Source organism: Frondihabitans sucicola (genome assembly GCF_030296615.1).
GTDB lineage: Bacteria > Actinomycetota > Actinomycetes > Actinomycetales > Microbacteriaceae > Frondihabitans > Frondihabitans sucicola.
This window is the reverse complement of the sequence record NZ_AP027732.1, coordinates 2208588-2231220: the sequence shown is the minus strand read 5'-3', so window position 1 is coordinate 2231220 and position 22633 is coordinate 2208588. Positions and strand designations below refer to the sequence as shown.

At 68.7% G+C, this 22633-nt stretch carries 23 protein-coding genes and 2 pseudogenes; 7 read left to right on the top strand and 18 right to left on the bottom strand.

All coding sequences use genetic code 11. The features are described from left to right. Positions 1-45: 45 nt before the first annotated feature. From QUE79_RS11530 to thyX, 3 genes and pseudogenes are all read right to left on the bottom strand, one after another. Positions 46-1721 (bottom strand): annotated as a pseudogene (locus tag QUE79_RS11530) (ribonuclease J). Positions 1722-1798: 77 nt separating this feature from the next. Continuing rightward, the gene (gene dapA, locus QUE79_RS11525) at positions 1799-2776 is read right to left on the bottom strand and encodes a 4-hydroxy-tetrahydrodipicolinate synthase (RefSeq protein ID WP_286343255.1); all 978 of its coding nucleotides are present in this window, start codon (positions 2774-2776) and stop codon (positions 1799-1801) included. A 51-nt stretch (positions 2777-2827) separates the two neighbouring features. Next, entirely contained in the window at positions 2828-3595 is a 768-nt protein-coding gene (thyX, locus tag QUE79_RS11520; RefSeq protein WP_286343254.1) for an FAD-dependent thymidylate synthase, read from the bottom strand. Between the two features lie 103 nt (positions 3596-3698). On the opposite strand from thyX, the gene QUE79_RS11515 reads away from it, so the two are divergent. Beyond that, positions 3699-4607, top strand: coding sequence for a TIGR01777 family oxidoreductase (locus tag QUE79_RS11515; protein WP_286343253.1), 909 nt, complete (start codon positions 3699-3701; stop codon positions 4605-4607). Positions 4608-4613: 6 nt separating this feature from the next. On the opposite strand, the gene QUE79_RS11510 is transcribed toward QUE79_RS11515, so the two are convergent. Next, complete coding sequence (locus QUE79_RS11510) at positions 4614-5057, bottom strand: hypothetical protein (RefSeq protein ID WP_286343252.1); 444 nt, start codon at positions 5055-5057, stop codon at positions 4614-4616. After that, positions 5054-5797, bottom strand: coding sequence for a 4-hydroxy-tetrahydrodipicolinate reductase (gene dapB, locus QUE79_RS11505; RefSeq protein WP_350271534.1), 744 nt, complete (start codon positions 5795-5797; stop codon positions 5054-5056). Before dapB ends, QUE79_RS11510 begins: the two co-directional genes overlap by 4 nt. Before the next feature lie 37 nt (positions 5798-5834). On the opposite strand from dapB, the gene QUE79_RS11500 reads away from it, so the two are divergent. Beyond that, entirely contained in the window at positions 5835-6323 is a 489-nt protein-coding gene (locus QUE79_RS11500; RefSeq protein WP_286343251.1) for a GNAT family N-acetyltransferase, read from the top strand. On the opposite strand, the gene QUE79_RS11495 is transcribed toward QUE79_RS11500, so the two are convergent. Beyond that, positions 6320-6922, bottom strand: coding sequence for a histidine phosphatase family protein (locus tag QUE79_RS11495; protein ID WP_286343250.1), 603 nt, complete (start codon positions 6920-6922; stop codon positions 6320-6322). The two genes, QUE79_RS11500 and QUE79_RS11495, sit on opposite strands and share 4 nt — an antisense overlap. A 17-nt stretch (positions 6923-6939) precedes the next feature. After that, entirely contained in the window at positions 6940-8190 is a 1251-nt protein-coding gene (locus tag QUE79_RS11490; protein ID WP_286343249.1) for a M16 family metallopeptidase, read from the bottom strand. A 270-nt stretch (positions 8191-8460) separates the two neighbouring features. Between QUE79_RS11490 and QUE79_RS11485 the strand changes: the two genes are divergently transcribed. Next, entirely contained in the window at positions 8461-9144 is a 684-nt protein-coding gene (locus QUE79_RS11485; protein WP_286343248.1) for a TetR/AcrR family transcriptional regulator, read from the top strand. Positions 9145-9186: 42 nt separating this feature from the next. Here QUE79_RS11485 and QUE79_RS11480 read toward each other — a convergent pair whose 3' ends face one another. The 4 genes and pseudogenes from QUE79_RS11480 to QUE79_RS11465 all read right to left on the bottom strand — a co-directional run bounded on the left by QUE79_RS11480 (position 9187) and on the right by QUE79_RS11465 (position 13012). Beyond that, positions 9187-9336, bottom strand: coding sequence for an aldo/keto reductase (locus tag QUE79_RS11480; protein WP_491018478.1), 150 nt, complete (start codon positions 9334-9336; stop codon positions 9187-9189). Positions 9337-9419: 83 nt separating this feature from the next. Beyond that, positions 9420-10061 (bottom strand): annotated as a pseudogene (locus tag QUE79_RS11475) (aldo/keto reductase); the annotation flags it as partial. Positions 10062-10486: 425 nt separating this feature from the next. Continuing rightward, a complete protein-coding gene (locus QUE79_RS11470) occupies positions 10487-10663 on the bottom strand; it encodes a hypothetical protein (protein ID WP_286343246.1) in 177 nt (58 codons plus the stop codon). Between the two features lie 75 nt (positions 10664-10738). Beyond that, positions 10739-13012 (bottom strand): polyribonucleotide nucleotidyltransferase, encoded by a 2274-nt coding sequence (locus QUE79_RS11465; protein ID WP_286343245.1) that lies wholly within the window; start codon positions 13010-13012, stop codon positions 10739-10741. A 461-nt stretch (positions 13013-13473) separates the two neighbouring features. Between QUE79_RS11465 and QUE79_RS11460 the strand changes: the two genes are divergently transcribed. Both QUE79_RS11460 and QUE79_RS11455 read left to right on the top strand, forming a co-directional pair. Beyond that, positions 13474-14718 carry a coiled-coil domain-containing protein gene (locus QUE79_RS11460; protein ID WP_286343244.1) on the top strand — a complete coding sequence of 415 codons (1245 nt, stop codon included), beginning with the start codon at positions 13474-13476 and terminating at the stop codon, positions 14716-14718. Between the two features lie 68 nt (positions 14719-14786). Beyond that, on the top strand, positions 14787-16295 hold the full coding sequence (locus QUE79_RS11455) for a class I adenylate-forming enzyme family protein (RefSeq protein WP_286343243.1): 1509 nt from the start codon (positions 14787-14789) through the stop codon (positions 16293-16295). Positions 16296-16301: 6 nt separating this feature from the next. Here the strand turns inward: QUE79_RS11455 and QUE79_RS11450 are convergent, their stop codons facing one another. The 5 genes from QUE79_RS11450 to QUE79_RS11430 form a co-directional block, all read right to left on the bottom strand. Continuing rightward, on the bottom strand, positions 16302-17612 hold the full coding sequence (locus QUE79_RS11450) for an MFS transporter (RefSeq protein ID WP_286343242.1): 1311 nt from the start codon (positions 17610-17612) through the stop codon (positions 16302-16304). Positions 17613-17798: 186 nt separating this feature from the next. Further along, complete coding sequence (rpsO, locus tag QUE79_RS11445; RefSeq protein ID WP_286343241.1) at positions 17799-18068, bottom strand: 30S ribosomal protein S15; 270 nt, start codon at positions 18066-18068, stop codon at positions 17799-17801. A gap of 57 nt (positions 18069-18125) precedes the next feature. Beyond that, positions 18126-18635, bottom strand: a complete 510-nt coding sequence (locus QUE79_RS11440; protein ID WP_286343240.1) for a VanZ family protein — start codon at positions 18633-18635, stop codon at positions 18126-18128. 51 nt (positions 18636-18686) lie between these two features. Continuing rightward, a complete protein-coding gene (locus QUE79_RS11435) occupies positions 18687-19079 on the bottom strand; it encodes a hypothetical protein (protein WP_286343239.1) in 393 nt (130 codons plus the stop codon). Beyond that, a complete protein-coding gene (locus QUE79_RS11430; RefSeq protein ID WP_286343238.1) occupies positions 19076-19507 on the bottom strand; it encodes a nuclease-related domain-containing protein in 432 nt (143 codons plus the stop codon). Before QUE79_RS11430 ends, QUE79_RS11435 begins: the two co-directional genes overlap by 4 nt. A gap of 172 nt (positions 19508-19679) precedes the next feature. On the opposite strand from QUE79_RS11430, the gene QUE79_RS11425 reads away from it, so the two are divergent. Continuing rightward, positions 19680-20405 (top strand): M50 family metallopeptidase, encoded by a 726-nt coding sequence (locus QUE79_RS11425; protein WP_286343237.1) that lies wholly within the window; start codon positions 19680-19682, stop codon positions 20403-20405. A gap of 30 nt (positions 20406-20435) precedes the next feature. On the opposite strand, the gene QUE79_RS11420 is transcribed toward QUE79_RS11425, so the two are convergent. Then, positions 20436-20975 carry an adenine phosphoribosyltransferase gene (locus QUE79_RS11420; protein WP_286343236.1) on the bottom strand — a complete coding sequence of 180 codons (540 nt, stop codon included), beginning with the start codon at positions 20973-20975 and terminating at the stop codon, positions 20436-20438. A gap of 184 nt (positions 20976-21159) precedes the next feature. Here QUE79_RS11420 and QUE79_RS11415 point away from each other — a divergent pair, with 184 nt between their 5' ends. After that, complete coding sequence (locus tag QUE79_RS11415; RefSeq protein ID WP_286343235.1) at positions 21160-22194, top strand: glycoside hydrolase family 6 protein; 1035 nt, start codon at positions 21160-21162, stop codon at positions 22192-22194. Between the two features lie 67 nt (positions 22195-22261). On the opposite strand, the gene QUE79_RS11410 is transcribed toward QUE79_RS11415, so the two are convergent. After that, positions 22262-22588: a nuclear transport factor 2 family protein gene (locus QUE79_RS11410; RefSeq protein WP_286343234.1), complete on the bottom strand. Its 327-nt coding sequence runs from the start codon at positions 22586-22588 to the stop codon at positions 22262-22264. Positions 22589-22633 lie beyond the last annotated feature (45 nt).

Below are 22633 nucleotides of genomic sequence, written 5' to 3'. Positions count from 1 at the left end.
ACAGACCAGAGCGACTCACCCGAGGCGAGGGTTTGGTGAGAACCGCTAAGCGCTGATGACGACCGGGACGATCATCGGGCGACGACGGTGCTGACTGTTCACCCAGCGACCGACCGTGCGGCGGACGACCTGGCTGAACGCGTGCGTGTCGCGCGTCCCGTTCTCGGCGGCCTCCGTGAGGGCCGCGAGGATCTTCGGGCGGACGTCGTCGAAGACGGACTCGTCTTCGGCGAAACCGCGCGACTGGATCTCGGGGCCGACCACGACGCGACCGGTCGAGGGGTCGATCGCCAGGAAGACGCTGATGAAGCCCTCCTCGGCGAGCACCCGGCGGTCTTTGAGGTCGGCGTCGGTGATCTCGCCCACCGTGGAGCCGTCGACGTAGACGTAGCTGAGGTCGAGCTGGCCGACGACCGTCGCGACTCCGCCTCTGAGGTCGACGACGATGCCGTCCTGCCCCAGGATCGTGTTCTTCTGCGGCACGCCGGTGCGGACGGCCAGCGCCGCGTTGGCGTAGAGGTGACGGTGCTCGCCGTGGACGGGGAGGACGTTCTTCGGGCGGAGGATGTTGTAGCAGTAGAGCAGTTCGCCGGCGGACGCGTGGCCCGAGACGTGCACCTTCGCGTTGCCCTTGTGCACCACGTGGGCGCCGAGCTTCGTCAGCCCGTCGATGACGCGGTAGACGGCGTTCTCGTTGCCGGGGATGAGGCTCGACGCGAGGATGACGGTGTCGCCCTCGCCGATCTCGATCTGGTGTTCGAGGTTGGCCATGCGGGCGAGGACGGCCATCGGCTCGCCCTGCGACCCGGTCGACATGTAGACGATCCGGTCGTCGGGGAGGTCTTTGGCCTTCTTCGAGTCGATGAGGACGTTCTCGGGCACCTTGAGGTAGCCGAGGTCGGCGGCGATGGTCATGTTGCGGATCATCGAGCGGCCCATGAAGGCGACGCGGCGGCCGTTGGCGTGCGCGGCGTCGAGCACCTGCTGCACGCGGTGGACGTGGCTGGAGAAGCTCGCGACGACGACGCGGCGGGGGCCCGGGCGATGATGTCGTCGAGGACCGGCCCGATGTCGCGCTCGAGGGCAGTGAAGCCCGGCACGTCGGCGTTCGTCGAGTCGGGCAGGAAGAGATCGACGCCCTCTTCACCGAGGCGGGCGAACGCGCGAAGGTCGGTGATTCGGTCGTCGAGCGGCAACTGGTCCATCTTGAAGTCGCCGGTGTGGAGGACGAGGCCCGCGGAGGTGCGGATCGCCACGGCGAGCGCGTCGGGGATGGAGTGGTTGACGGCGACGAATTCGAGCTCGAACGGGCCGAGCTTCTCGATCCGGCCCTCTTTGACGGCCAGCGAGTAGGGCTGGATCCGGTGCTCTTTCAGCTTCGCCTCGACCAGCGCCAGTGTGAGGGTCGAGCCGATCAGCGGGATGTCTTTGCGGAGGCGCAGCAGGTAGGGCACCGCGCCGATGTGGTCTTCGTGACCGTGCGTGAGGACGACGCCGAGGACGTCGTCGAGTCGGTCTTTGATCGGCGAGAAGTCGGGCAGGATCAGGTCGACGCCCGGCTGGTGCTCTTCGGGGAAGAGGACGCCGGCGTCGACGATGAGGAGCTTGCCGTCGAGCTCGTAGACGGTCATGTTGCGGCCGATCTCGCCGAGGCCGCCGATCGGGATGATCCGCAGGGTGCCCTTTTCGAGGGCGCGGGGAGTCTGGATTGTCGTGGGCATCTGTTCCTTGGTGTTCTGGTGCGAGGTCGTGAACCTCCGGTGTAGGTCGGGGTGCCCTGGCCGGTCGGCCGACGCGACTAGCGCGTGGTGCCGTGAACCTTGGGCAGCGCTCCGCCGGCGGCCGCGTTGCGGTCGGGGCGGAACTTCGAGAAGTCGACGCCGGGGATCTCCCCGACGTGCGACAGCTCGTCTTCGATGAGGGCGGCCTCGGTGTCTTCGGGACCGACGAGCGGCAGGCGAACCCTGGGGCTCGAGATCCGGCCGAGGCCGTGCAGGATGTACTTCGCCGCCACGGTCCCCGGAACGTGCGTCATCACGGCGCGGACCAGGGGTTCGAGCTGCTTGTGGGCAGCCGTCGCGGTGTGGAGGTCGCCGGCGTTGACCGCGTCGACGATGGTGCGATACGGCGCTGCCGCGATGTTCGCGGTGACGCCGATCAGACCGGTGGCCCCGATCGCCAGGTGCGGCAGCACGTTCGTGTCGTCGCCGGAGAAGTAGAGGAGGTCGGTCTGGTTGAGCACCCGGCTGACCTCGGCGAAGTCGCCCTTGGCGTCTTTCACGCCGACGATGTTCGGGTGCTTCGCGGCGCGCAGGATCGTCTCGTACGTGATCGGGATGCCGGTGCGGCCGGGAATGTCGTACAGCAGCACGGGCAGGTCGGTCGCGTCGGCGATCATGCGGAAGTGCGTGAGGACGCCCGCTTGCGTGGGCTTGTTGTAGTAGGGAGTGACGATCATGACGCCGTCGGCCCCGGCCTTCTCGCTGGCCTTGTAGAGCTGGATGGCGTGAGCGGTCTCGTTCGAGCCGCCACCGGTGATGATCTTCGCGCGGCCGGCCGCGACGGACTTGCCGACCTCGACGAGCTTCAGCTTCTCGGGGTCGGTCAGCGTCGAGGTCTCGCCGGTGGTGCCGGTGACCACGATGCCGTCGGCACCCGCGGTGATGCAGTCGTCGATGTGCTTCTCGACGCCCGGCCAGTCGACTTCACCGTCTGCGGTGAAAGGGGTGACGAGAGCGACGAGGACCTGCCCGAAGGGGTTTGCGATGTTCGACACCCCTACAGAGTATCGGCAGGAGCTACGCCCCCACACCAGTGGCTCTCGCCGTTACGGGGCAACGCGACCGTTCTTGCCGAAGGCGGAGTAGGTGAGCGGCATGAGCTCGGCCCAGATGTCTTCCATCTTCTCGGCGCACATCTCGATCTCGCGCTGTGGGAACGACGGGAAGTGCGTGCCCTCGCGCTTCGTGCGGAGGCTGAGGAAGTTCATCAGCGAGCGGGCGTTCACGGTGACGTACATCGACGAGTAGATGTTGAGGGGGAGGACGATACGGGCGACCTCGCGGGCCACACCGGCCTCGAGCATCGTCTGATACGCCTCGAAGGCCTGCGTCGACGCCTCGCGCGTGGCCGTGTCGACGAGCTCGAACTGCTCAGCGGTGCCGGGCACGAAGTCGTACGCCCCCGGCTTGCCCACCTGAACGAGGTTGCGCTCCTTGCCGGGAACGTAGAAGACGGGGTTGAGCTCGCGGTAACGACCGCTCTCTTCGTTGTAGGAGGCCATGCGGTGTCGCATGAACTCGCGGAACACGAAGATCGGGGCCTGCACGTAGAAGGTCATCGAGTTGTGCTCGAACGGGGAACCGTGACGGTCGCGCATGAGGTAGTTGATGAGGCCGGCGCCCTTTGTGGCCCCCTCGCTCTCGGCGGAGGCTTGAGCGCCCTCGAGGGTCTGCTCGCCCATCGTCGACACGCGGGCAGCGAACAGGACGTCGGAGTCGTGAGCGCTGGAGCGGACGAGCTCAACGGTGACGTCGCTGCGGAACTGCGGCGTCTTGTTGTCGGTGGGCAGGGGCTTCGAGGCATCTTCTGGCACGGCAACGACACTACCGGGAGCCTCGGACATTGGTGGCCGGAACGACCGGGCGGACCCCCAGAGCTCCCGTCTACTGTGAGGAGTCGACGAAGGGCAGACGTACATGACGCCGCGGGACACGACCCGATCCACCGTTCTGATCGCCGGAGCCTCGGGGCTCATCGGCACCGAGGTCAGCCGGCAGTTGCGCGAGGGCGGTCACACCGTCCTGAAGCTGGTGCGACGGCCGACCACCGACCCGGGCGAGTTCACCTGGTCACCCGCGGCGGGCATCCTCGACTACAACCTGCTCGACCGCGCCGACGCCGTGATCAACCTCTCGGGCGCGTCCCTCTCCAAGCTGCCCTGGACCGCGTCGTACAAGCGCGAGATCCGCGAGTCGCGCGTGAGTGCCACCCGAACCCTCGCCGAAGCGATGCACCACGCGGAGACGCCGCCCGGAGTCTTCCTCAGCGGCTCGGCGGTCGGCATCTACGGAGACCGCCCGCTCGACGTCCTGACGGAGGAGTCGCCCCGCGGCGAGGGGTTCCTGGCCGACGTCGTCGGCGACTGGGAGGCGGAGGCGCACACGGCGCCCGCGGGCACGAGGGTCGTCACGTTCCGGACCGGCATCGTCGTGGGCCCCGGCGGAGCGATGAAGCCCCTGCTCGCTCTGACCAAGGCGTTCCTCGGTTCCCGACTCGGCAACGGGTCGCAGATCTGGCCGTGGATCAGCCTTCACGACGAGGCCGCCGCCATCGTCCACCTCCTGTCGAGCGAGCTCGAGGGGCCGGTCAACCTGGCCGGGCCGGTGTCGGCCACGAGCGACCGCCTCACGGCTCGCACCGCGAAAGACCTCGGCCGTCCGTACCGCCTCGCCGTGCCCGAGTTCGTCATCCGCGGGCTGCTCGGCGACGCCGGTCAGGAGATGCTCCTGTCGAGCCAGCAGGTGACACCGCAGAGGCTGCTCGACGACGGTTTCGTGTTCCGTCACCGGACGGTCGAGGAAGCCCTCGACGCCCTCCTCGGCTGAGACCTCTCAGGACGCTCGCGTGCGCAGACGGAACGAGCGCCGGATCGCGCCGCGCGCACGTCGGCGGTCGCCGCACGCATCGTAGGCGAGGCCCAGCCGGAACCAGGCCCGCCAGTCGTCCGGGGCCTCCTTCACCGCGGTCGCGTACTGCGGAAACGCGGCGTCTGCGGCCTCCCGCTCGTACCGTCCGCTGGCGCGCCGCGGAACGTCGTCCACCGGCAGTTCGCCCTCGGCCTCCAGCTGTTTCACGATGCTCTCGGTGACGATGCCGAAGCGGATCTCGGCGACCAGCGCGAAGACGCCGATGATCGGCAGGACGATGAGAGCGATACCGAGCACGATGGCGATCGGCACACCGGTCTGGACGAACAGGACGGCCCGCTGACCGACCAGCACCAGGTAGAGCACCAGGAGCGCGCACATCACGATGGCGGCGATGCGGCCCTTCATGCGCCCGGCGCCCCGAGCGGCAGGAGCTTGTCGAGACCGACCACGACGCCGGTGACGGTCGTCACGGCCGCCAGGGAGACGCGGATGCCCTGCTCGTAGGCGGCCTGCGAGGTGGTGTCGTGCACCAGAGACAGGGTCTCTCCGGTGCCACCGAAGATGACCTCCTGGCGCGCCTCGATGCCGGGGAGGCGCAGGCTGTGCACGGGAACGCTGGCGACCTGCTGCCCGCGGGCGCGCTGGTCGACGTGCGGGGCGCGCACCGGCCCGAGGTCGCGGCGGGCCTCGGCGATCAGCTCGGCCGTGCGGATCGCGGTGCCGGAGGGCGAATCGACCTTGCCGGGGTGATGGGTCTCGACGATCTCGACCGATTCGTAGAATCGGGCGGCCATGGTCGCGAACGCGGTCGCGAGCACCGATCCGACCGAGAAGTTGGGGACGACCAGCACGCCGGGGCCGTCGACCTCGGCGACGACCCGGCGAAGGTCGGCGAGTCGCGGTTCGGACCAGCCCGACGTGCCGACGAGGACGGGGATGCCGGCCCGGACGGCCTTCTCGACGATGCCCGGGCTGACCGCGGGAACCGTCACGTCGACCACCAGATCGGCACCGACCACGTCTTCGAGGTCGTCTCTCGACGACAGCCCGGCGTGGAGTTCGTAGGCGGCGTCCTCTTCGATCAGCCGGAGGAACAGCCGCCCCATCTTTCCGGTTGCTCCGACCACGGCGACGCGAGTTGTCATGGGGTCAAGGGTACCGGGATCGCTAGCATCGGTTCTCGTGGCACCTTTTCGTGAGATCCCTGTCGACGACCCCGCAGCGCATGCGCTTCTCGAGGCGTATTTCGCCGAACGGACCGCGACCTTCCCCGATCCTGCCGGCTACAGGACGACCTTTCCCGACCCCGCGGCGTTCATCGCCCCGCGCGGCGTCTTCCTGGTGGTCGACGTCGACGGAGCCGAGGCCGTCGCCTGCGGCGGCATTCGCAGGATCCCGAGCGGTCCGGCCGGCACGACGCGGTACGAGGTCAAGCACCTCTACGTCTCTCCGGAGGGGCGCGGCCACGGGCTCGGCAAGGCGCTCCTGGCCGAGCTCGAACGCCGGGCCGTGCGGTTCGGCGCCGACGAGGCCGTCCTCGACACGAACGCCAGCCTGACGGCGGCCGGAAGCCTCTATCGCTCGACCGGCTACGTCGCGGTCGAGCCGTACAACGACAACCCCAACGCGACCCACTGGTTCGGGAAGACCCTGAAGTCGAGCGACGTCTAGAGCGGTTGCTCGACCGGCAGCCCCGTACGAAGTTCGACGGGGAGGTGCCCGAGGTCGTTGTGCGTGACCAGCTCCGGTGGCTTGGCGCTGCGCACCCGAATGATCGTGAGCCCGCAGTTCGCCTGGTTGACGCCCATCCAGCGCCAGGACGGCGCGCCGAAGACCTCGCGCACGAACCAGCCGATCACGAAGTTGTGCGTGATGAGCAGGTCGTGCCGGTCTTCTCTGGCCGGAGTCAGCCACTCGGCGACGGCGTCGGACATCTGCGCTTCGCCCGCCTCGATCTCTTCTTCGGTGACCCCTCCGAAGAACGGCTTGTACGCGTGCGGCATGTCCGGCGTCGGACCGGACGGGATGCAGTCGAACAGCAGCGTCGACGGCTCGGGCGTGAGCGCCGGCATCATCTCGGTCATGATCGTCGCGGTTTCGGAGGCGCGTTCGAGGGGCGAGTGCCACGCGGCGTCGAACGGCACCCCGCCGAGGCGCTGGGCGATGGCACGCGCCTGCCGCTTTCCGCGTTCGGACAGCGGGCCGTCGGGAAGGCCGTACTCGGCGTCTTGCTGCTCACCGTGCCGGACGAGATAGAGGTAGTGCGACACTGTCGCCTCCTGATTCACTACAGGGCCAGGGGCGTCGTTGCCGCGGGCCGGACATCGGTCGGATCGAAGAGCGCAGGATCCACGTCGCCGACGACCACCGTGGACAGTACGCCCGCGCGCAACTCGGCGGCGAGGCTCTGCACGTCGTCTGCCGTGACCGCGCCGAGACGCGACAGCGACTCGTCGAGGTCGACGAACTCGCCGGTCGAGATCTCGGCTCGCCCGAGGCGGTTCATCCGGGTGTCGCTGTCTTCGAGGGCCAGCGCGGCGGCTCCGCCGAGCATCCCGAGCGACCGGGCGAGCTCCTCGTCGGTGATGCCGTCGCGGGCGAGCCGGTCGAATTCGTCGAGCATCAGATCGGAGACGTCGCGAGCGTTTCGCGGCGCGCAACCGGCGTAGAGGCCGAACACGCCTCCGTCCGAGTAGCTGGGCGTGAAGGAGTACACGGAGTACGCCAACCCCCGCTTCTCGCGGATCTCCTGGAAGAGGCGCGACGACATCCCGCCCCCGAGCACGGCGTTGAGGACGCTCAAAGTGGGCCGGCGCGGGTCGGTCAGAGCGAGCCCGGGCACGCCGAGCAGGACGGTGACCTGTTCGAGCGGGCGAGGCAGGACCAGGACGGGAGCGCCCTGCTCGAAGGACGAGGCCGAGGTGGCCCGGCGCGGAACCGGCGTGCCGGGGGTCTCGGGCCAGCCCGCTCGCGTCAGGGCCCTCTCGATCCTGCCCACCAGTTCGTCGTGGTCGACGGCGCCGGCGACCGTGACGACGAGGTCTTGCGGCCGGTAGTTGGCCCGGTAGTGCCGGACCACGTCGTCGCGCTTCGCGGCGCGGATGCTGTCGGGCGAGCCGCCGATCGAGAGCCCCAGGGGATGGTCGCCGAACACGGACTCGAACAGGCGCTCGCTGCCGATGTCGGCGGCATCGTCGTCGGCCATGGCGAGTTCGTCCAGGATCACGCCGCGCTCGATCTCGAACTCGGCCTCGTCGATCGTCGACGAGATCACCATGTCGGCCAGGACGTCGACCGCCATGTCGAGGTCGACGTCGCGGACCTTGGCGTAGTAGCAGGTGTATTCCTTGGCGGTGGCGGCGTTGTGCTCGCCGCCGACGCTCTCGAAGGCGACCGAGATGTCGAACGCGCTGCGCGTCTCGGTGCCCTTGAACAGCAGGTGCTCGAGGAAGTGGGTGGATCCGCGCTCGCCCTCGGTTTCGTCGCGGGAGCCGACCGCCACCCAGAAACCGACGGTCGCGCTCCGGGCACCCGGCATCCGCTCGGAGAGGACCCGGACGCCGGTCGGCAGAATGCTTCGCCTGACGAGTTCGTCACCGGATGCTCGGAAGGTCAGCTCGACCGAGTCGAGGGTAAGAGGACTGGTCCGTTCATCGCCAACGAGCCTACGGGATCGATGACACCCGAACTGGGGTACGGCGAATGTGGACAGACAGACTCGTCTGTTTGTCCTCTATTGTGCTACAGTGGTGTCACCGATCGGGTCGGTCCCCTAGCCTGACTCGCTCGGCGGCTAGTCGGACGTTCGTTGTCTGCAGCCGTCGCTCCCCCGGCGACGGTCTTTTTCAGCCGAATTGTCCTCAAGGAGCCACGCTGTGACGGTCGAATTCCCCCATCGGCCGTCCAGCGTTCCCCTGACTCCCCGCTGCACCAGCCGGGCCCCGGCGCGAAGCAGCGGGTCCTCGTCACAGCCGACAGGCTCTTCTACCACGAGGGCATCCGCACCGTCGGCGTCGACCGCCTCATCGCCGAGTCGTCGGTGACGAAGGCCACGTTCTACAAGCACTTCGGTGCGAAGGACAATCTCGTGCTCGACTACATCGGTCGCCGTCGCGACCAGGCGCGCGAGATCCTGGAGTCCATCCGCGCCGACAGCGACGGGCCTCTCGCCACGCTGACGGGCGTCGCCGACTCCATCGTGCGCGGCATCCAGTCGACCAGCTTCCGCGGCTGCCCGTTCATCAACGCGGCTTCCGAGTTCGCCGACGAGACGCACCCTGTCCGACTCGTCGTCGTGGCGCATCGCGAGTGGTACACCGAGACACTCGACGAGCTGTTCCGCGACGCGGGCCACCCGATGCCCGGCGACGCCGCCGACGAGTTCTACCTCGCGCGCGACGGCGCCATGGTCGGCGCCTACGCCGGCGACACGATCGCCGCGGTCGCCGCCTTCACCCGCGTGACGACCGCGCTCTTCGCCGACTGCCGCTGATCCTGCGCGTCCCCGTCTCGGAGGCGCGCGTCGACGCGCCTGCTACGAGCTGACGCGGTCGAGTTCGGCGACCTCGTGGCGCGTCAGCTGGACCCGCGCGGCTTCGGCGAGTTCGACAACCTGGTGCGGCGAGGTCGCGCTGGCCACGGGAGCGACGACGTTCGGCTTGGCGAGCAGCCAGGCCAGCGACACCGCAGCCACGGGTGCGGCGTGGAGGAGGCGATCCGGTCGAGTTCGGCCAGGATCGCTCGGTTGCGCTTGGAGAGGAGCCCCGCCACCTCGCTCCCCCGGCGGTAGCCCTTGATGTCGGCCTTCGTCCGGTATTTGCCGGACAGGAATCCGCTGGCCAGAGCGAACCGCGGCATGACGGCGAGGTGCTGTTGAGCGGCGACCTTGGCCAGATCGCGCTCGTATTCCGCCCGGCGGACCAGGCTGTACTGGTTCTGCAGCGCGACCATCGGCGCGACGCCGAGCATGCCCGCCGCGATCCTGGCCTCGTAGAGACGGTTGCCGGAGTGGTCGGACCCGCCGAAGTAGCGGACTTTGCCCGCGCGGATGAGGCGATCGACGCCGAGCAGGGTGCGCTCGAAGGCGACCTCGGTGTCGTCGATGTGCAGGTACAGCAGGTCGATGCGGTCGGTCCCGAGGCGCTTGAGGGACGCTTCGACGGCGCGTTCCATGGCCCACGGTGTCAGGCCGGGATTGTCGGTACTCTTGCCGACCTTCGTCGCCAGCACGACGTCGTCGCGGGTGCGTCGCGAGCTCATCCACTGGCCGATCAGCGACTCGCTGTCGCCGCCGGTGTAGGAGTCGGCCGTGTCGATGAAGTTGCCGCCGACGTGGAAGTAGGTGTCGAGGACGTCGAACGTCTGGGCCTCGTCGGTGGTCCAGCCGAAGACGTTTCCGCTGAGGGCCACCGGGAACACGCGGAGGTCGGAGACGCCGAGGCGTCGGCGCGGCTGAATCACGCCGAGGTCGACGGGTAGGGTCGTCGCGCCGGTGAGCGGCGCGCTGTGGCGACCGTGCGAGGCGGCCTGGTGGGCAAGCGGCTGTGTCGACTGCACGACGGAAGTCGAATCGACGCGTATGGTCGGTTCGGTCACCCGGTGCCTCCTGATCACTGTCTAAAACGAGGTTACGTCCCGTTTCATGTGTTAACAGCGCGACGCACCATCTCGTTACCAAATTCGTTACCCCAGTTGCGGGGGCGAGGGGCCGCACGGCTGCCAGGTGGTTCATCGAGAGCGCTCAGCGTGCTCTGGGCGGGACGAGGCGAAGCGCACAGGAGGCGTCCGTAGCGTCGTGGTTGTGCGGTTCCTGGGAGGGTTCCGGGGCGACGTTCTCAGTGGTGGGGAGCGTTGCCGTCACGATTGCCGGTGAGATCCGGCACCAGGAGGGCCGTTGCGGTGGGGATCGCATCGGCCCTTCGCCAATTCTCCGCTCTGCCGATCGGAATCTCGTTCGTCGTGCGCAGACGACGGCGGTCGGCGAAGGTGAGCGGCGGGTTGAGCACGACCACCGCGGGCCGGGACGGAACGCGGAACGCCCGCCGCGACCGGAGTCGGGGCGGGCGTTCTGCTCGAGCTGGTGAGGTCTAGACCTCGACCGACGTGTCGATCGACACCTCGGCGGCACCGGACGAATCGGTGTCGGCCTCCTCGGCGATGACCGGGGCGAGCGAGAGCTTGCCGCGGTCGTCGATCTTGGTGATCTCGACCAGGATCTTCTGGCCCACTCCGAGGACGTCTTCGACGTTCTCGACGCGCTTGCCACCGGCGAGCTTGCGGACCTCGCTGATGTGCAGGAGGCCGTCCTTGCCCGGGAGGAGCGAGACGAAGGCACCGAAGGTCGCGATCTTGACGACCGTGCCCAGGAACTGCTCGCCGATCTCGGGGTTGGTCGGGTTCGCGATGGCGTTGACCTGCGCGCGCGCAGCCTCGGCCGACGGACCGTCGACGGCGCCGATGTACACGGTGCCGTCTTCCTCGATGGAGATGTCGGCGCCGGTCTCGTCCTGGATGGCGTTGATCGTCTTGCCCTTCGGGCCGATCAGCTCGCCGATCTTGTCCTGCGGGATCTGGACACTGATGACGCGAGGAGCCGTCGGGGCCATCTCGTCGGGAGCGTCGATGGCGCTGTTCAGCACGTTCAGGATGGCCGTGCGGGCCTCCTTCGCCTGCTTGAGAGCGGCGTCGAGCACTGCCGAGGGGATGCCGTCGAGCTTCGTGTCGAGCTGGATCGCCGTGACGAACTCGCTCGTGCCGGCGACCTTGAAGTCCATGTCGCCCAGCGCGTCTTCCGCACCGAGGATGTCGGTGAGAGCCGCGTAGCGGGTCTGGCCGTCGACCTCGTCGGAGACGAGACCCATCGCGATGCCGGCGACCGGAGCCCTCAGCGGGACACCGGCGTTGAGCAGCGACAGCGTCGAGGCGCAGACGGAGCCCATCGAGGTGGAGCCGTTGGAGGACAGCGCCTCGGAGACCTGGCGGATCGCGTAGGGGAACTCCTCGCGCGACGGCAGGACGGGGACGAGGGCGCGCTCGGCCAGGAAGCCGTGCCCGATCTCGCGACGCTTCGGCGACCCGACTCGACCGGTCTCACCGGTGGAGTAGGGCGGGAAGTTGTAGTGGTGCAGGTAGCGCTTCTTCGTGATCGGGCTCAGCGAGTCGATCTGCTGCTCCATCTTGAGCATGTTCAGCGTGGTCACACCCAGGATCTGGGTCTCGCCGCGCTGGAAGATGGCGGAGCCGTGCACGCGCGGGATGACCTGCACCTCGGCGTCGAGCGGGCGGATGTCGGCGAGGCCGCGGCCGTCCATGCGGATCTGCTCGGTCAGGATGCGACTGCGGACGACCTTCTTGGTGACCGACTTGTAGGCGCCGGAGACCTGGCCGTTCGCAGTGGCGGGCAGCGTGCCGGCCTCGACCTGCTCGGCGATGGCGGCCTTCACACGGCTCTTGAGAGCATCGTCGGCGTCCTGGCGCTCGACCTTGGCGGCGATCTGGTAGACGCCCTTGAGGTCTTCCTCGGCGATGGCTGCGACGGCCGAGTAGACCTCGTCGGTGTACGGCGGGAAGACGGGGTAGTCGGCGATCTCTTTGGCGGATTGGGCGGCCAGCTTGGCCTGCGCCTCGACGAGGACCTTGAGGAACGGCTTGGCCGCCTCGAGACCCTGCGCGACGATGGCCTCGTCGGGCTTGACGTCGCCGCCCTGGATGAGGCCCCAGGCGTGCTCGGTGGCCTCGGCCTCGACCATCATGATGGCGACGTCCTCGTTACCCGCAGCGTCGGTGACGACGCGACCGGCGACGGTCAGGTCGAAGACGGCGTCCTCGAGCTGCGACGCCTTCGGGAAGGCGACCCACTGGCCCTTGATGAGCGCGAGGCGCACACCGGCGATGGGACCGGAGAAGGGCAGGCCCGAGATCTGGGTCGATGCGCTGGCCGCGTTGATGGCCAGAGCGTCGTAGAACTCGTCGGGCGCGATGCTGAGGACCGTGATGACGATCTGCACCTCGTTGCGGAGGCCGTCGACGAAGGACGGGCGCAGGGGCCGGTCGATCAGTCGGCAGACCAGGATCGCCTCGGTGGAGGGGCGACCCTCACGGCGGAAGAACGAGCCGGGGATCTTGCCGGCGGCGTAGGAACGCTCTTCGACGTCCACCGTCAACGGGAAGAAGTCGAAGTTGTCTTTCGGGTTCTTCGAAGCGGACGTGGCGGAGAGAAGCATGGTCTCTTCGTCGAGGTACGCGGCGACGGCTCCCTGAGCCTGCTGCGCGAGACGGCCGGTCTCGAACCGGACCGTCCTGGTGCCGAACTTGCCATTGTCGATGACGGCTTCGGCGAACTTGATTTCTGGACCCTCCATATGGGGGTTTTCTCCTCTTTGTTTTGCATCGCGCCTCCTTGTGAGGAGCGATGTCGTACAAAGAGCACCTGTCGTGCGAAAACACGGGAGAGCAAGCAGGATCCGAGGGCACGCGCGAACGCGCGCAGACGAAACCGCACTGGGGCGGTGGCGTGTGCCTGGTCAACAGTAGAAACGATCGGAGCCGCGCCTCGGCCTGAGTGAATTCGATCAGGAGGAATTCGATCAGGGAGAATTCGATCGAACCCGAGGGGTTCCGCGCGTCACCACCGGTGACCAGCTTCGTGCCGGCCTGCTCCGTAGGTGCTCTGTATTCGGTTGTGCGGCGATCAGCCGACCTGACGGACGATACTGACAACCAGGGTGATGGTACCACCCGGCCCGTTTCGGCACCCCGGAACACGGGCCATGTGACCCGTGTTACTGGTGTTACTCGTGTGGATGGCGTTACAGTCGAGTCCATGCCCTCCGTCGAATCGCGATCGCGCGCGTCCAGGCGCCTCGTGCTCCCGGCCGCGAGCATCCTGCTTCTCTCCGGACTCGTGGCCACCACGGTGCTCGTGGCGCCCCAGTCGGCGTCGGCTTACCCGTCCTGGAGCGAGGTGCAGGCCGCGAAGGGCAATGCCGCCGCAACGAAGACGCAGGTGCAGCAGATCACGTCGGCTCTCGACGGGCTCGAGAAGACCGCCGCCGCGAGCAGCGATGCCGCCGTCAAGGCCGACGCGAGCAATTCCGAGGCGCAGTCCAAGCTCCAGGCGGCCACGACACAGGCCGATGCGCTCGCAGCGCAGGTCACGGCCGAGAAGAAGAAGGCAGCGCTCGCGCACCAGGAAGCGGGCCAGCTCGCGGCGCACCTCTACCGGATCGGCAACAGCACGTCCCTCGACGGTCAGCTTTTCTCCGGCCGCGACGCGAGCGGCACCCTCTACAAGCTCGGCGCCCTGTCGCAGCTGACCACGCAGTGGCAGACCGTCCTCGACGAGGCGACGGTGGCCAGCAAGTCGGTGTCGTCGCTGAGCGCACAGGCCGGTGTCGCCGCGAAGGAGCGAGACCGCCTCGCGACCAAGGCCGCGACGACCCTGGCCGCGGCCAAGTCGGCGCAGCAGAGGGCGGACGCCGAGGTCAGCTCGGCCACGACTCACCAACAGACCCTCTACGCGCAGCTGGCATCGCTGAACAACACGTCGGCGACCCTCGAGGCTCAGTACCGACAGGGCGAGGCGGCCAAGGCCGCGTACGAGGCTCAGGTCGCCAGAGCGAAGGCAGCCCACGCGGCCCAGGTGCTCGCGGATCAGAGAGCCCACGCGCAGCAGTCACAGCCGAGTACACCCGCGACGACTCCCTCGCAGGGTTCGACGGGGACGCCCTCGGGTGGTTCCCTGGGGTCGGGAGCGGTCGACGATCCTGCCGGCGCCCAGGCCTACGCGCGAAGCGTCCTCGGCAACTACGGCTGGGCCTCGTCGCAGATGTCGTGCCTCGTGCTGCTCTGGAACCAGGAATCCGGCTGGCGCACCTCGGCTCTCAATCCGTCGAGTCTGGCCTACGGCATCCCGCAGGCGCTCCCCGCCAACAAGATGTCGAGCGCCGGCTTCGACTGGCAGACGAACTATCGGACCCAGATCTCGTGGGGCCTCGGCTACATCAAGGCCGTCTACTCGTCGCCGTGCGGCGCCTGGGCTCACGAAGTCGCTCACAACTGGTACTGAACGCACGAGTTGTCCCCAGGGCCGCATCGACAGAGACGATACAGAGTGACGATGGCTACTCTGAACGAATGGACACCCTCGCAGGCCTGATCGCCGACCGGTCGGGCTCCGCGCCGTCCGCCGTCTACCTCGAAGACGCGCGCAGCGAGCGCCTCGTCACCTACTCCGATCTCGAGCACCAGACCCTGGCCTGGGCGACGGCGCTCGACGAGCGCGGCATCGACGCCGACGCCACCGTCGTCCTCGACGTCGGCGACCCGCTCTCCTTCGCGGTCGCGCACCTCGCCGTCGTGGCTTCCGGTCGTCGAAGCGTCCCGGTGAACCCCCAGGGCACGTGGGCCGAGACGCTGCGTACCGTCGAGCTCGGGTCGTCGCAGGCGATCGTGAGCGACCGCGAGGAGCCGGGTGGGTCGAGCGTGCCGATCCTCCGGCCAGATTCGGTGTCGTTCGGGCCCGCCGGCGAGAGCGATCACGATCCCGCGGCTCCCCCGGTCAGCGGGTCGGCCAAACCGTCCGGCTCGGTCATCCTCTTCACGTCGGGTTCGACCGGCCAGCCGAAGGGGGTCGAGCTCTCCGAGGCGCAGCTGCTCCACGTTGCTCGAGCCATCGCGGAGCACAACGGGCTCACCGCCGACGACCGGGGCTTCAACTCGCTGCCGCTGTTCCACGTGAACGCCGAGGTCGTGGGCCTGCTCTCGACTCTGGTCGCCGGCGCCGCCCTCGTGCTCGACCGCGGATTCCACCGCACCGGCTTCTGGGAGTTGCTCGGCGAGCGCCGCATCACCTGGCTCAATGCCGTGCCGGCCGTCCTCGCCGTCCTGGCGAAGTCCGGCCCCGCCAGACCGCCCGAGGGGCTCCGCTTCGTGCGCAGCGCCTCCTCGGCGCTCCCCGAAGCCGTGCGCACCGCCTTCGCCGGAATCCCCATGATCATCAGCTACGGCATGACGGAGGGGGCCAGTCAGATCACGGCGACGCCGCTCGGCGAAGAGCCGCGAGCCGGCTCGGTCGGCCTGCCGGTCGGCGACGAGGTCGAGCCGCGCGACGCCGCGGGCGCGGTGCTTCCCACGGGCGAGATCGGCGAACTGTGGATCCGCGGGCCCGGTGTCGTGACGAGCTACTTCCAGGGCCGCGCGGCCGACCGGTTCGACGCCGACGGCTGGCTTCGCACGGGCGACCTCGGCCATCTCGACGCCGACGGCTGGGTGTACCTCGCCGGCCGGACCGACGACGTCATCAACCGCGGCGGCGAGAAGGTCTACCCCGCCGAGGTCGAAGACGTCCTGCTCGAAGACCCGCGGGTGCGGGAGGCGGTCGTCGTCGCTCGGCCCGATCAGATCCTCGGTTCGGTGCCCGTGGCGTACGTGATCCCGGCCGATCTCGACCTCGCTGATCCTGCTCGGCCCGACGCCGATCGGCGTTCGCTCGTCTCCGACCTCGCGGCGCGCTGCGAAGCCGAGCTGCCGCGCTTCAAGCGGCCGCTCGACATCACCGTGGTCGACGACCTGCCGCGCACGCCGACTGGCAAGGTGCAGCGAAACCGCACTCGCGAGATGCTCGCGGAGCAGTCGCCCTCCTGAGTCGAACTACGACAGCCGCGGCGCCGCCGCCAGGCCGTCGGTCGAGGTGATGCGCTGCGGGTTCATCCGCCAGGCGACCACCGCGGCCACGCCCAGCAGCACGATCGATGCGACGAAGGGCCACTGCCAGCCGGTCGCGTCGACGAGCGCACCGAAGACGATGGGCGAGAAGATGCCGGCGATGCCGAAGCCGGTGTTCATCATGCCGCTGGCGGTGCCCGCCCACTCGGGGGCGGCATCCATCGGGATCGCCCAGAGCGTCGCGTTGCACAGCTCGAGGAAGAAGAACGACAGGGTCAGCGACACGATGGCCACCGGCAGGCTGTGGAACAGGAACACGGGAACCAGGCAGACCCCGGAGCCGATCAGGCCGATCATCAGCGTGTTGCGGCGGGCCGTGCGCATGTCGCGCGTGCGGCGGAAGAACGCGTCGCTGATCATTCCTCCGGCGGTGTCGCCGACGACTCCACCCAGCAGCACGAGCGACGTGAAGGCGGCGAAGGTCGTGAGTTGGAGGCCGTAGCTGTCGCCGAGGAAGGACGGCAGCCAGGTCAGGAACACCCAGAGGGTCCAGCCGTAGCCGAAGTCGACGAAGGCGACCGGCAGGATCGTGGGGATGAGGCGCTTCCACGGGACCGGCGGCCGCACGGCGTCTTTCGGACGGTCGGGCATCTCGGCGAGCTCGACCTGCGTGACCTTCTTGTGCTCGTCGGGGCGGTTGCGGAAGTAGAGGACCCAGATGATCCCCCAGATGATGCTGACGACGCCGAGGATGAGGAACGACTCGCGCCAGCCCGCCCAGACGATGAGAGCGGCGACGATCAGGGGCGCCGCGGCGTTGCCCAGCCGCGACGCGGAGTGGACGACGCCCTGCACGAAGCCGTTGCGATCGGCAGGCACCCACCTCGTCATTGCGGAGGTCGCCGTCGGGAACGCAGCCGCCTCCGTCAGACCGAGCAGGATCCGCGCGGCGAACAGCGACCAGAAACCGATCGAGAGTCCGGTGGCGAGCGTGGCGACACCCCAGAGCAGGGCGATCACGAAGAGCGCCTTGCGGGCGCCGAACCGCTCGCCGATGTTGCCGCCGACGACCTGCAGCAGGGCGTAGGGAATGGAGAACGCGGCTACGACGATGCCGAGCTGCGTGTCGGTCAGCGACAGACTCGCCTTGATGCTCGGAAGGGCGGTCGAGATGTTGGTGCGATCGATGTAGGAGATCGCGTACATGACGCAGAGGATCAGGACGACGTTGCCCCGAACGCGATGCCGCATGGGCGTCGCCTTCACCTTGGCGGGCTTCTCTTCGGTCAGGCTCATGTGATCGGGCACCTTCGGGTCGAAAGTCAGTTCTACTCCTGCGAGCGTGTCTACGCCCTCGCATGGAGTTTGCCCCAACCGCCTATGACGACGCTCTGTCCGACAAGGAGAACGGCCCCTCCCGAAGCGGGAGGGGCCGTTCTCGAAGATGCGAAACGCTGGACGCGACGTCGCTGAGCTCGAAGGCTAGCGGCGCAGACCGAGACGCTCGATCAGCGCACGGTAGCGGTTGATGTCGACGTCGGAAAGGTAACCGAGCAGACGACGACGCTGGCCCACGAGGAGCAGCAGACCACGACGCGAGTGGTGGTCGTGCTTGTGCTCTTTGAGGTGCTCGGTCAGGTCTTTGATGCGCTGAGTCATGACAGCAACCTGGACTTCGGGGGATCCCGTGTCGCCCGGGTGGGTCGCGTACTCTTCGATGATCGCAGTCTTCACTTCGGGTGCAAGTGCCATAGCTGGATCCCCTCTCTGTCGTTGCGCGGTGCCCCTCACCTGATGTGGGGGCTCTCTTTATCCGCGGCCGTTGGACGGCAACCTACCCATGCTAGCAGCCCGAGACCGTTCGGCACGAGTCGAGCGGGCGGGCCGACGGCCGGCGTTCGCGAACGGCAGGAAGAGGAGCCGGAGGAAGAGGGCGACGAGCACCCCGATCAATCCGCCGATGCCGTTGTGGATCACGTCGCCGTAGTCTTCGACGCGGGTGGCCGAGAGGACCGTGCCCTGGTAGGTCTCGATCCCGAGCGAGAGCAGGACGCAGAGAGCGACGGCCGCCAGGAACAGGCGCTTCGGGAAGAACAGGGCGAGGAAGAAGCCGAGCGGCACGAACATCGCGGCGTTCGCGATCGACTCGACGACGTCGAAGGTCAGCCAACTGGTCGAGGAGTGCCGCCCGAAGAAGCCGAGGGCGCGCCAGAGGAGCTCACCGGTCTGACTGTCGTACACGGAGGGACGCAGCGTCATCCAGGCGACGAACAACAGGTAGAGGACGGTGACCACGAGGAGCCAGGGGCGGAATCGCATCCAGCAATCTTCACCCATGCGTCGGGTGAAACCCCTGGCAACACCTTGGTGTCAGCCGATCAGTCCCTGAACAAGCGCCGGAGCACCGAGCACGGCGGCCACCAGCACGGCGGCGGCTCCGGCGGCCCAGAACGACTGGACGCGGCGGGCGGCGTCGACCTCGGAGCGCACCCTCGCGAACCACGTCCGGAGTTCGTGCTGGGTCGGGAGGGCCGAGGATCCTGCGCGCTCCTCCGGGGTCTTCAGAGCCTTCGGCGCTCGCGGATACCAGGTGCGCGGCTTGAGCGCGGCGCGGGTGAGTTCGCGGACCTCTTCGACCGAATAGACCGGGCGCAGGTGCCGGAGGTAGCGGTCGACGCGCGCCGCCGTCACCGTCTCGACGTCGGCTGCCCGACCTCGCACGCGGGCGCCTGCCGCTCCGACGACGACCACGAGCGGCTTCACGGGGACCGGGCTCCCCAGAGCCGATTCGAGCAGGATCGACGCCAGCTCGGCTTCGTCACGGGCTCGGCCTCGCTCGGGGGCATTCGCCCGTGCATCAGGAGCGTGAAGACCCCGGCGGGGCCGATCACGACGTGGTCGATGTCGCTCGTGCCCGCGCCGATGGGCACGGAGTGGAGCACGCGCCAGGCCTCGCCCCGGGTGCCGAGGGCGCGGAGCCGCTCGGCCACCTCGATCTCGCCGAGCGCATCGACGAACCACGGACGGGAGGCGTTCGAGAGCGGGCTGCGCCCGAACACTCGCGCCATCCTGCCCCGCGGAGCCTGATCGTTCTGGGTCGCCCAGAAGGCCTCGATCACGGTCCGGCCCGTCGTGCGGTCGTCGAGGAGCGGCATCGACGCGCGGTCGTCGCTGGGGCTTGGGGTCGTCATTCACGGCCTTTCCGGTGCGGTCCTCGAACGGTATCGAGTGGCCGCCGTTGTCCGGCAGCGCCCGATCGGGGGTGAAATCCCGAACGGGGGCCGTACGTCCGCTGAACGCCCGGTGTCCAATGAGACGCGCGCTGGAAGCGGTGCTGTCAGTCCTGCTGTCTAGGCTGTCCGGGTGGACACCCTCACTGCGCTCTGGTCGCGAGTCACCCAGACCTCCGAGGCGCTCACCATCCCGATGCTCGTGGGCTCCCTCGTGGTGGGGGCGCTCCTGGTGCTGCTTCCCGGCACCTGGCACACGGTCAGGCACGCGGTGACCGTCGTCCACGAGGGCGGCCACGGGGTCGCCGCCGTGATCAGCGGCCGACGGCTCACCGGCATCCGTCTGCACTCCGACACCTCGGGGCTCACGGTCTCGAAGGGGCCGCGCACCGGGTTCGGCATGGTGCTCACCCTGCTCGCCGGCTACACGGCACCCGCCCTCGCGGCTCTGGGCGCCGCGTGGATGCTCAGCCGCGGCTATTCGGCAGGGCTGCTCTGGGCGCTGCTGCTCGTTCTCGCCCTCATGCTGATCCAGATCCGCAACTGGTTCGGGCTCTGGGTGATCCTGATCGGCGCGGCGATCGTGGTCGGCGTCACCTGGCTGGCCACCCCGCAGTGGCAGCTCGTGTTCGGGCACGTCGTCACGGTGATCCTGGCACTCGGCGCGCTGCGCGCCAGCATCGAACTGCAGTCGAGCCGGCGCCGGACGCGGTCGGGACAATCCGACGCCGATCAGCTGGCGCGGCTGACGCACGTTCCGGGCCTCGTCTGGGTGTTCGTCTTCGTGCTGGTCGCACTCGTGTGCGCGATCGCCGACGCGTGGATGCTGGTGCCGCAGGGGCTGCTCACTCGCGCGTGAGGCCCTGCCCCGACGCACCGGTGCCCGGCGTCAGGCGGGAGCGGATGCGAGCGCGTGGACCGGCACGCGGGAGGCCAGGCGGTCCCGGCCGGCCAGGCCGTCGAGTTCGAGGAGGACTGCGACGCCGACCACCTCGTAGCCGGCACGTTCGAGGAGCGTGATGGACGCCTCCGCGGTGCCGCCCGTGGCGAGGACGTCGTCGACGACGAGGACGCGCGACCCGCGCGGCAGCTGACCCGGGCGCAACTCGATCGTGGCCTCGCCGTATTCGAGCGCGTAACTCTCGCTGAGCACCTCACCGGGCAGCTTGCCGGCCTTGCGCACGGTGAGCACACCCGTTCCGGTCTGGGCGCCGATGCCGCCCGCGAGCGCGAAGCCGCGGGCCTCGATTCCTGCGACCGCCGCGAACGAGCCGTCGAACGGCTCGGAGAGGGCCGCGCACACGACGCTGAACGCTTCGGCGTCGGCGAAGACGGGTGTGATGTCGCGGAACAGGATGCCCGGCTGCGGGAAGTCGGCCACGACGGCGGTGAGTCGGTCGACGAGGGCGGAGGCGTCTGCGGCGGTCATGCGATCAACGCTAGCGGGCGGCACCTGCGCGGGGCGTGGGCGGGCTGCCGGATCCTGCTCGCTCGTGGCCGCGTACCCCGGACTGGGGCCGGGTTGTCCCCCTAACGGGCGCTGCTGCCGGGCGCCGCGGCCTGCTGGAATTGTCGAACCATCCCGACACACGCAGCCGACCCGAAAGGCCACGATGTCTGCCAGTCGCGCCCGCCGTGTCGTCCGCGTCGTCTCTGTCGCGGCCGCCGTTCTCCTGATCGGAACGGCGGTCGTGCAGGGGATGTCCGCCGGCGCCGCGACGACGTCCACCGCGAAGCCCAAGGTTCTCACCCCCTCACAGATCCAGGCTTCGTCGGCCACGCAGCTGTTCGCGGGCGGCCTCGCCGTGCAGAAGGACTCGAAGGCCGCTTCGGTCGCCTTCGACCTGACCGCACGGCACGAGACGTCCGAGGCGAAGGCCATCACCCGGATCGCGTCGCAACCGGTCGCCATCTGGCTCGGCGACTGGTTCACGAAGACCCAGGTGGTGAAAGTGATCGACACCGCCGTGGCTCAGGCCGACAAGGCCGGGAAGACACCGACCTTCGTGACCTACGCGATCCCGGATCGCGACTGCGGCGGGTACTCGAAGGGCGGACTCACCTCGGCCCAGTACCTCGCCTGGAACACGACCATCGCCGACACCCTGCGCGGACATCGCGCCGCGGTGCTCGTCGAGCCGGACTCGCTCGCCATGATCAGCTCGTGTCCGTCCGTGGCCTCGACGCGTCTCCCGCTGATCAAGTCCGCCGTGACGGCACTCGCCGGCGCCGGGGTGACCGCCTACCTCGACGCGGGCAACTCCCACTGGGTCGCCCCCAACGTCATCGCGCCGCGCTTGAAGGCGGCCGGCATCGCGTCTGCCCGCGGCTTCTTCACGAATGTGTCGAACTTCTACCCGGTGAACGACGAGACGGCCTTCGCCGACCGCGTCTCGGCGCTCACCTCCGGGGCGCACTACGTCGTCGACGTCTCGCGCAACGGACAGGGCTGGAAAGGCACCTGGTGCAACCCGAAGGGCGCGGGACTCGGAAAGGACCCTGCGGTGGCCAGCGGAAGCACGCGCCTGGACGCGACCCTCTGGGTGAAGACCCCCGGCGCGAGCGACGGGACCTGCAACGGCGGACCCGCGGCCGGCGCCTGGTGGGAGGCGTACGCGCTCGCGCTCGTCAAGCTCCGCGCGAGGTGATGCTCCGCGCGACGTGGTGCTCCGAGCGACGTGAGCCCCCACGCGACGTGGCGCTCCGCAAGCAGGATCAGGTGATGACCAGCGAGCGCACCAGGTCGCCGTCGACCACGAAGGTCATCGTGCCGATGCCGTTGTAGCCGTCGCCGGTGACGTCCATCGTCACGACGAACTCGTCCGCGGAGGTGCCCTCCGCGATCTCGACGACGTCGAATCGCGAGTGCTTGCCGATGTTGTCGGACTCGTTCCAGTCGGCGATTCCCTCGACCCCGTGGAAGGTCCGGCCCCCGTCGTCGATCGAGGCGTCGGCCGTGAACGACGCCAGGAAGCCGTCCGTGTCTTCGGCGTTGGTCGTGTCGATGAACGAGAGGATGGCAGCGGGCGTCGGCGTGGGCATGCGCCCATCGAACCACAGCCGTCTCGCTAGCAGCCCGCAGCCGCG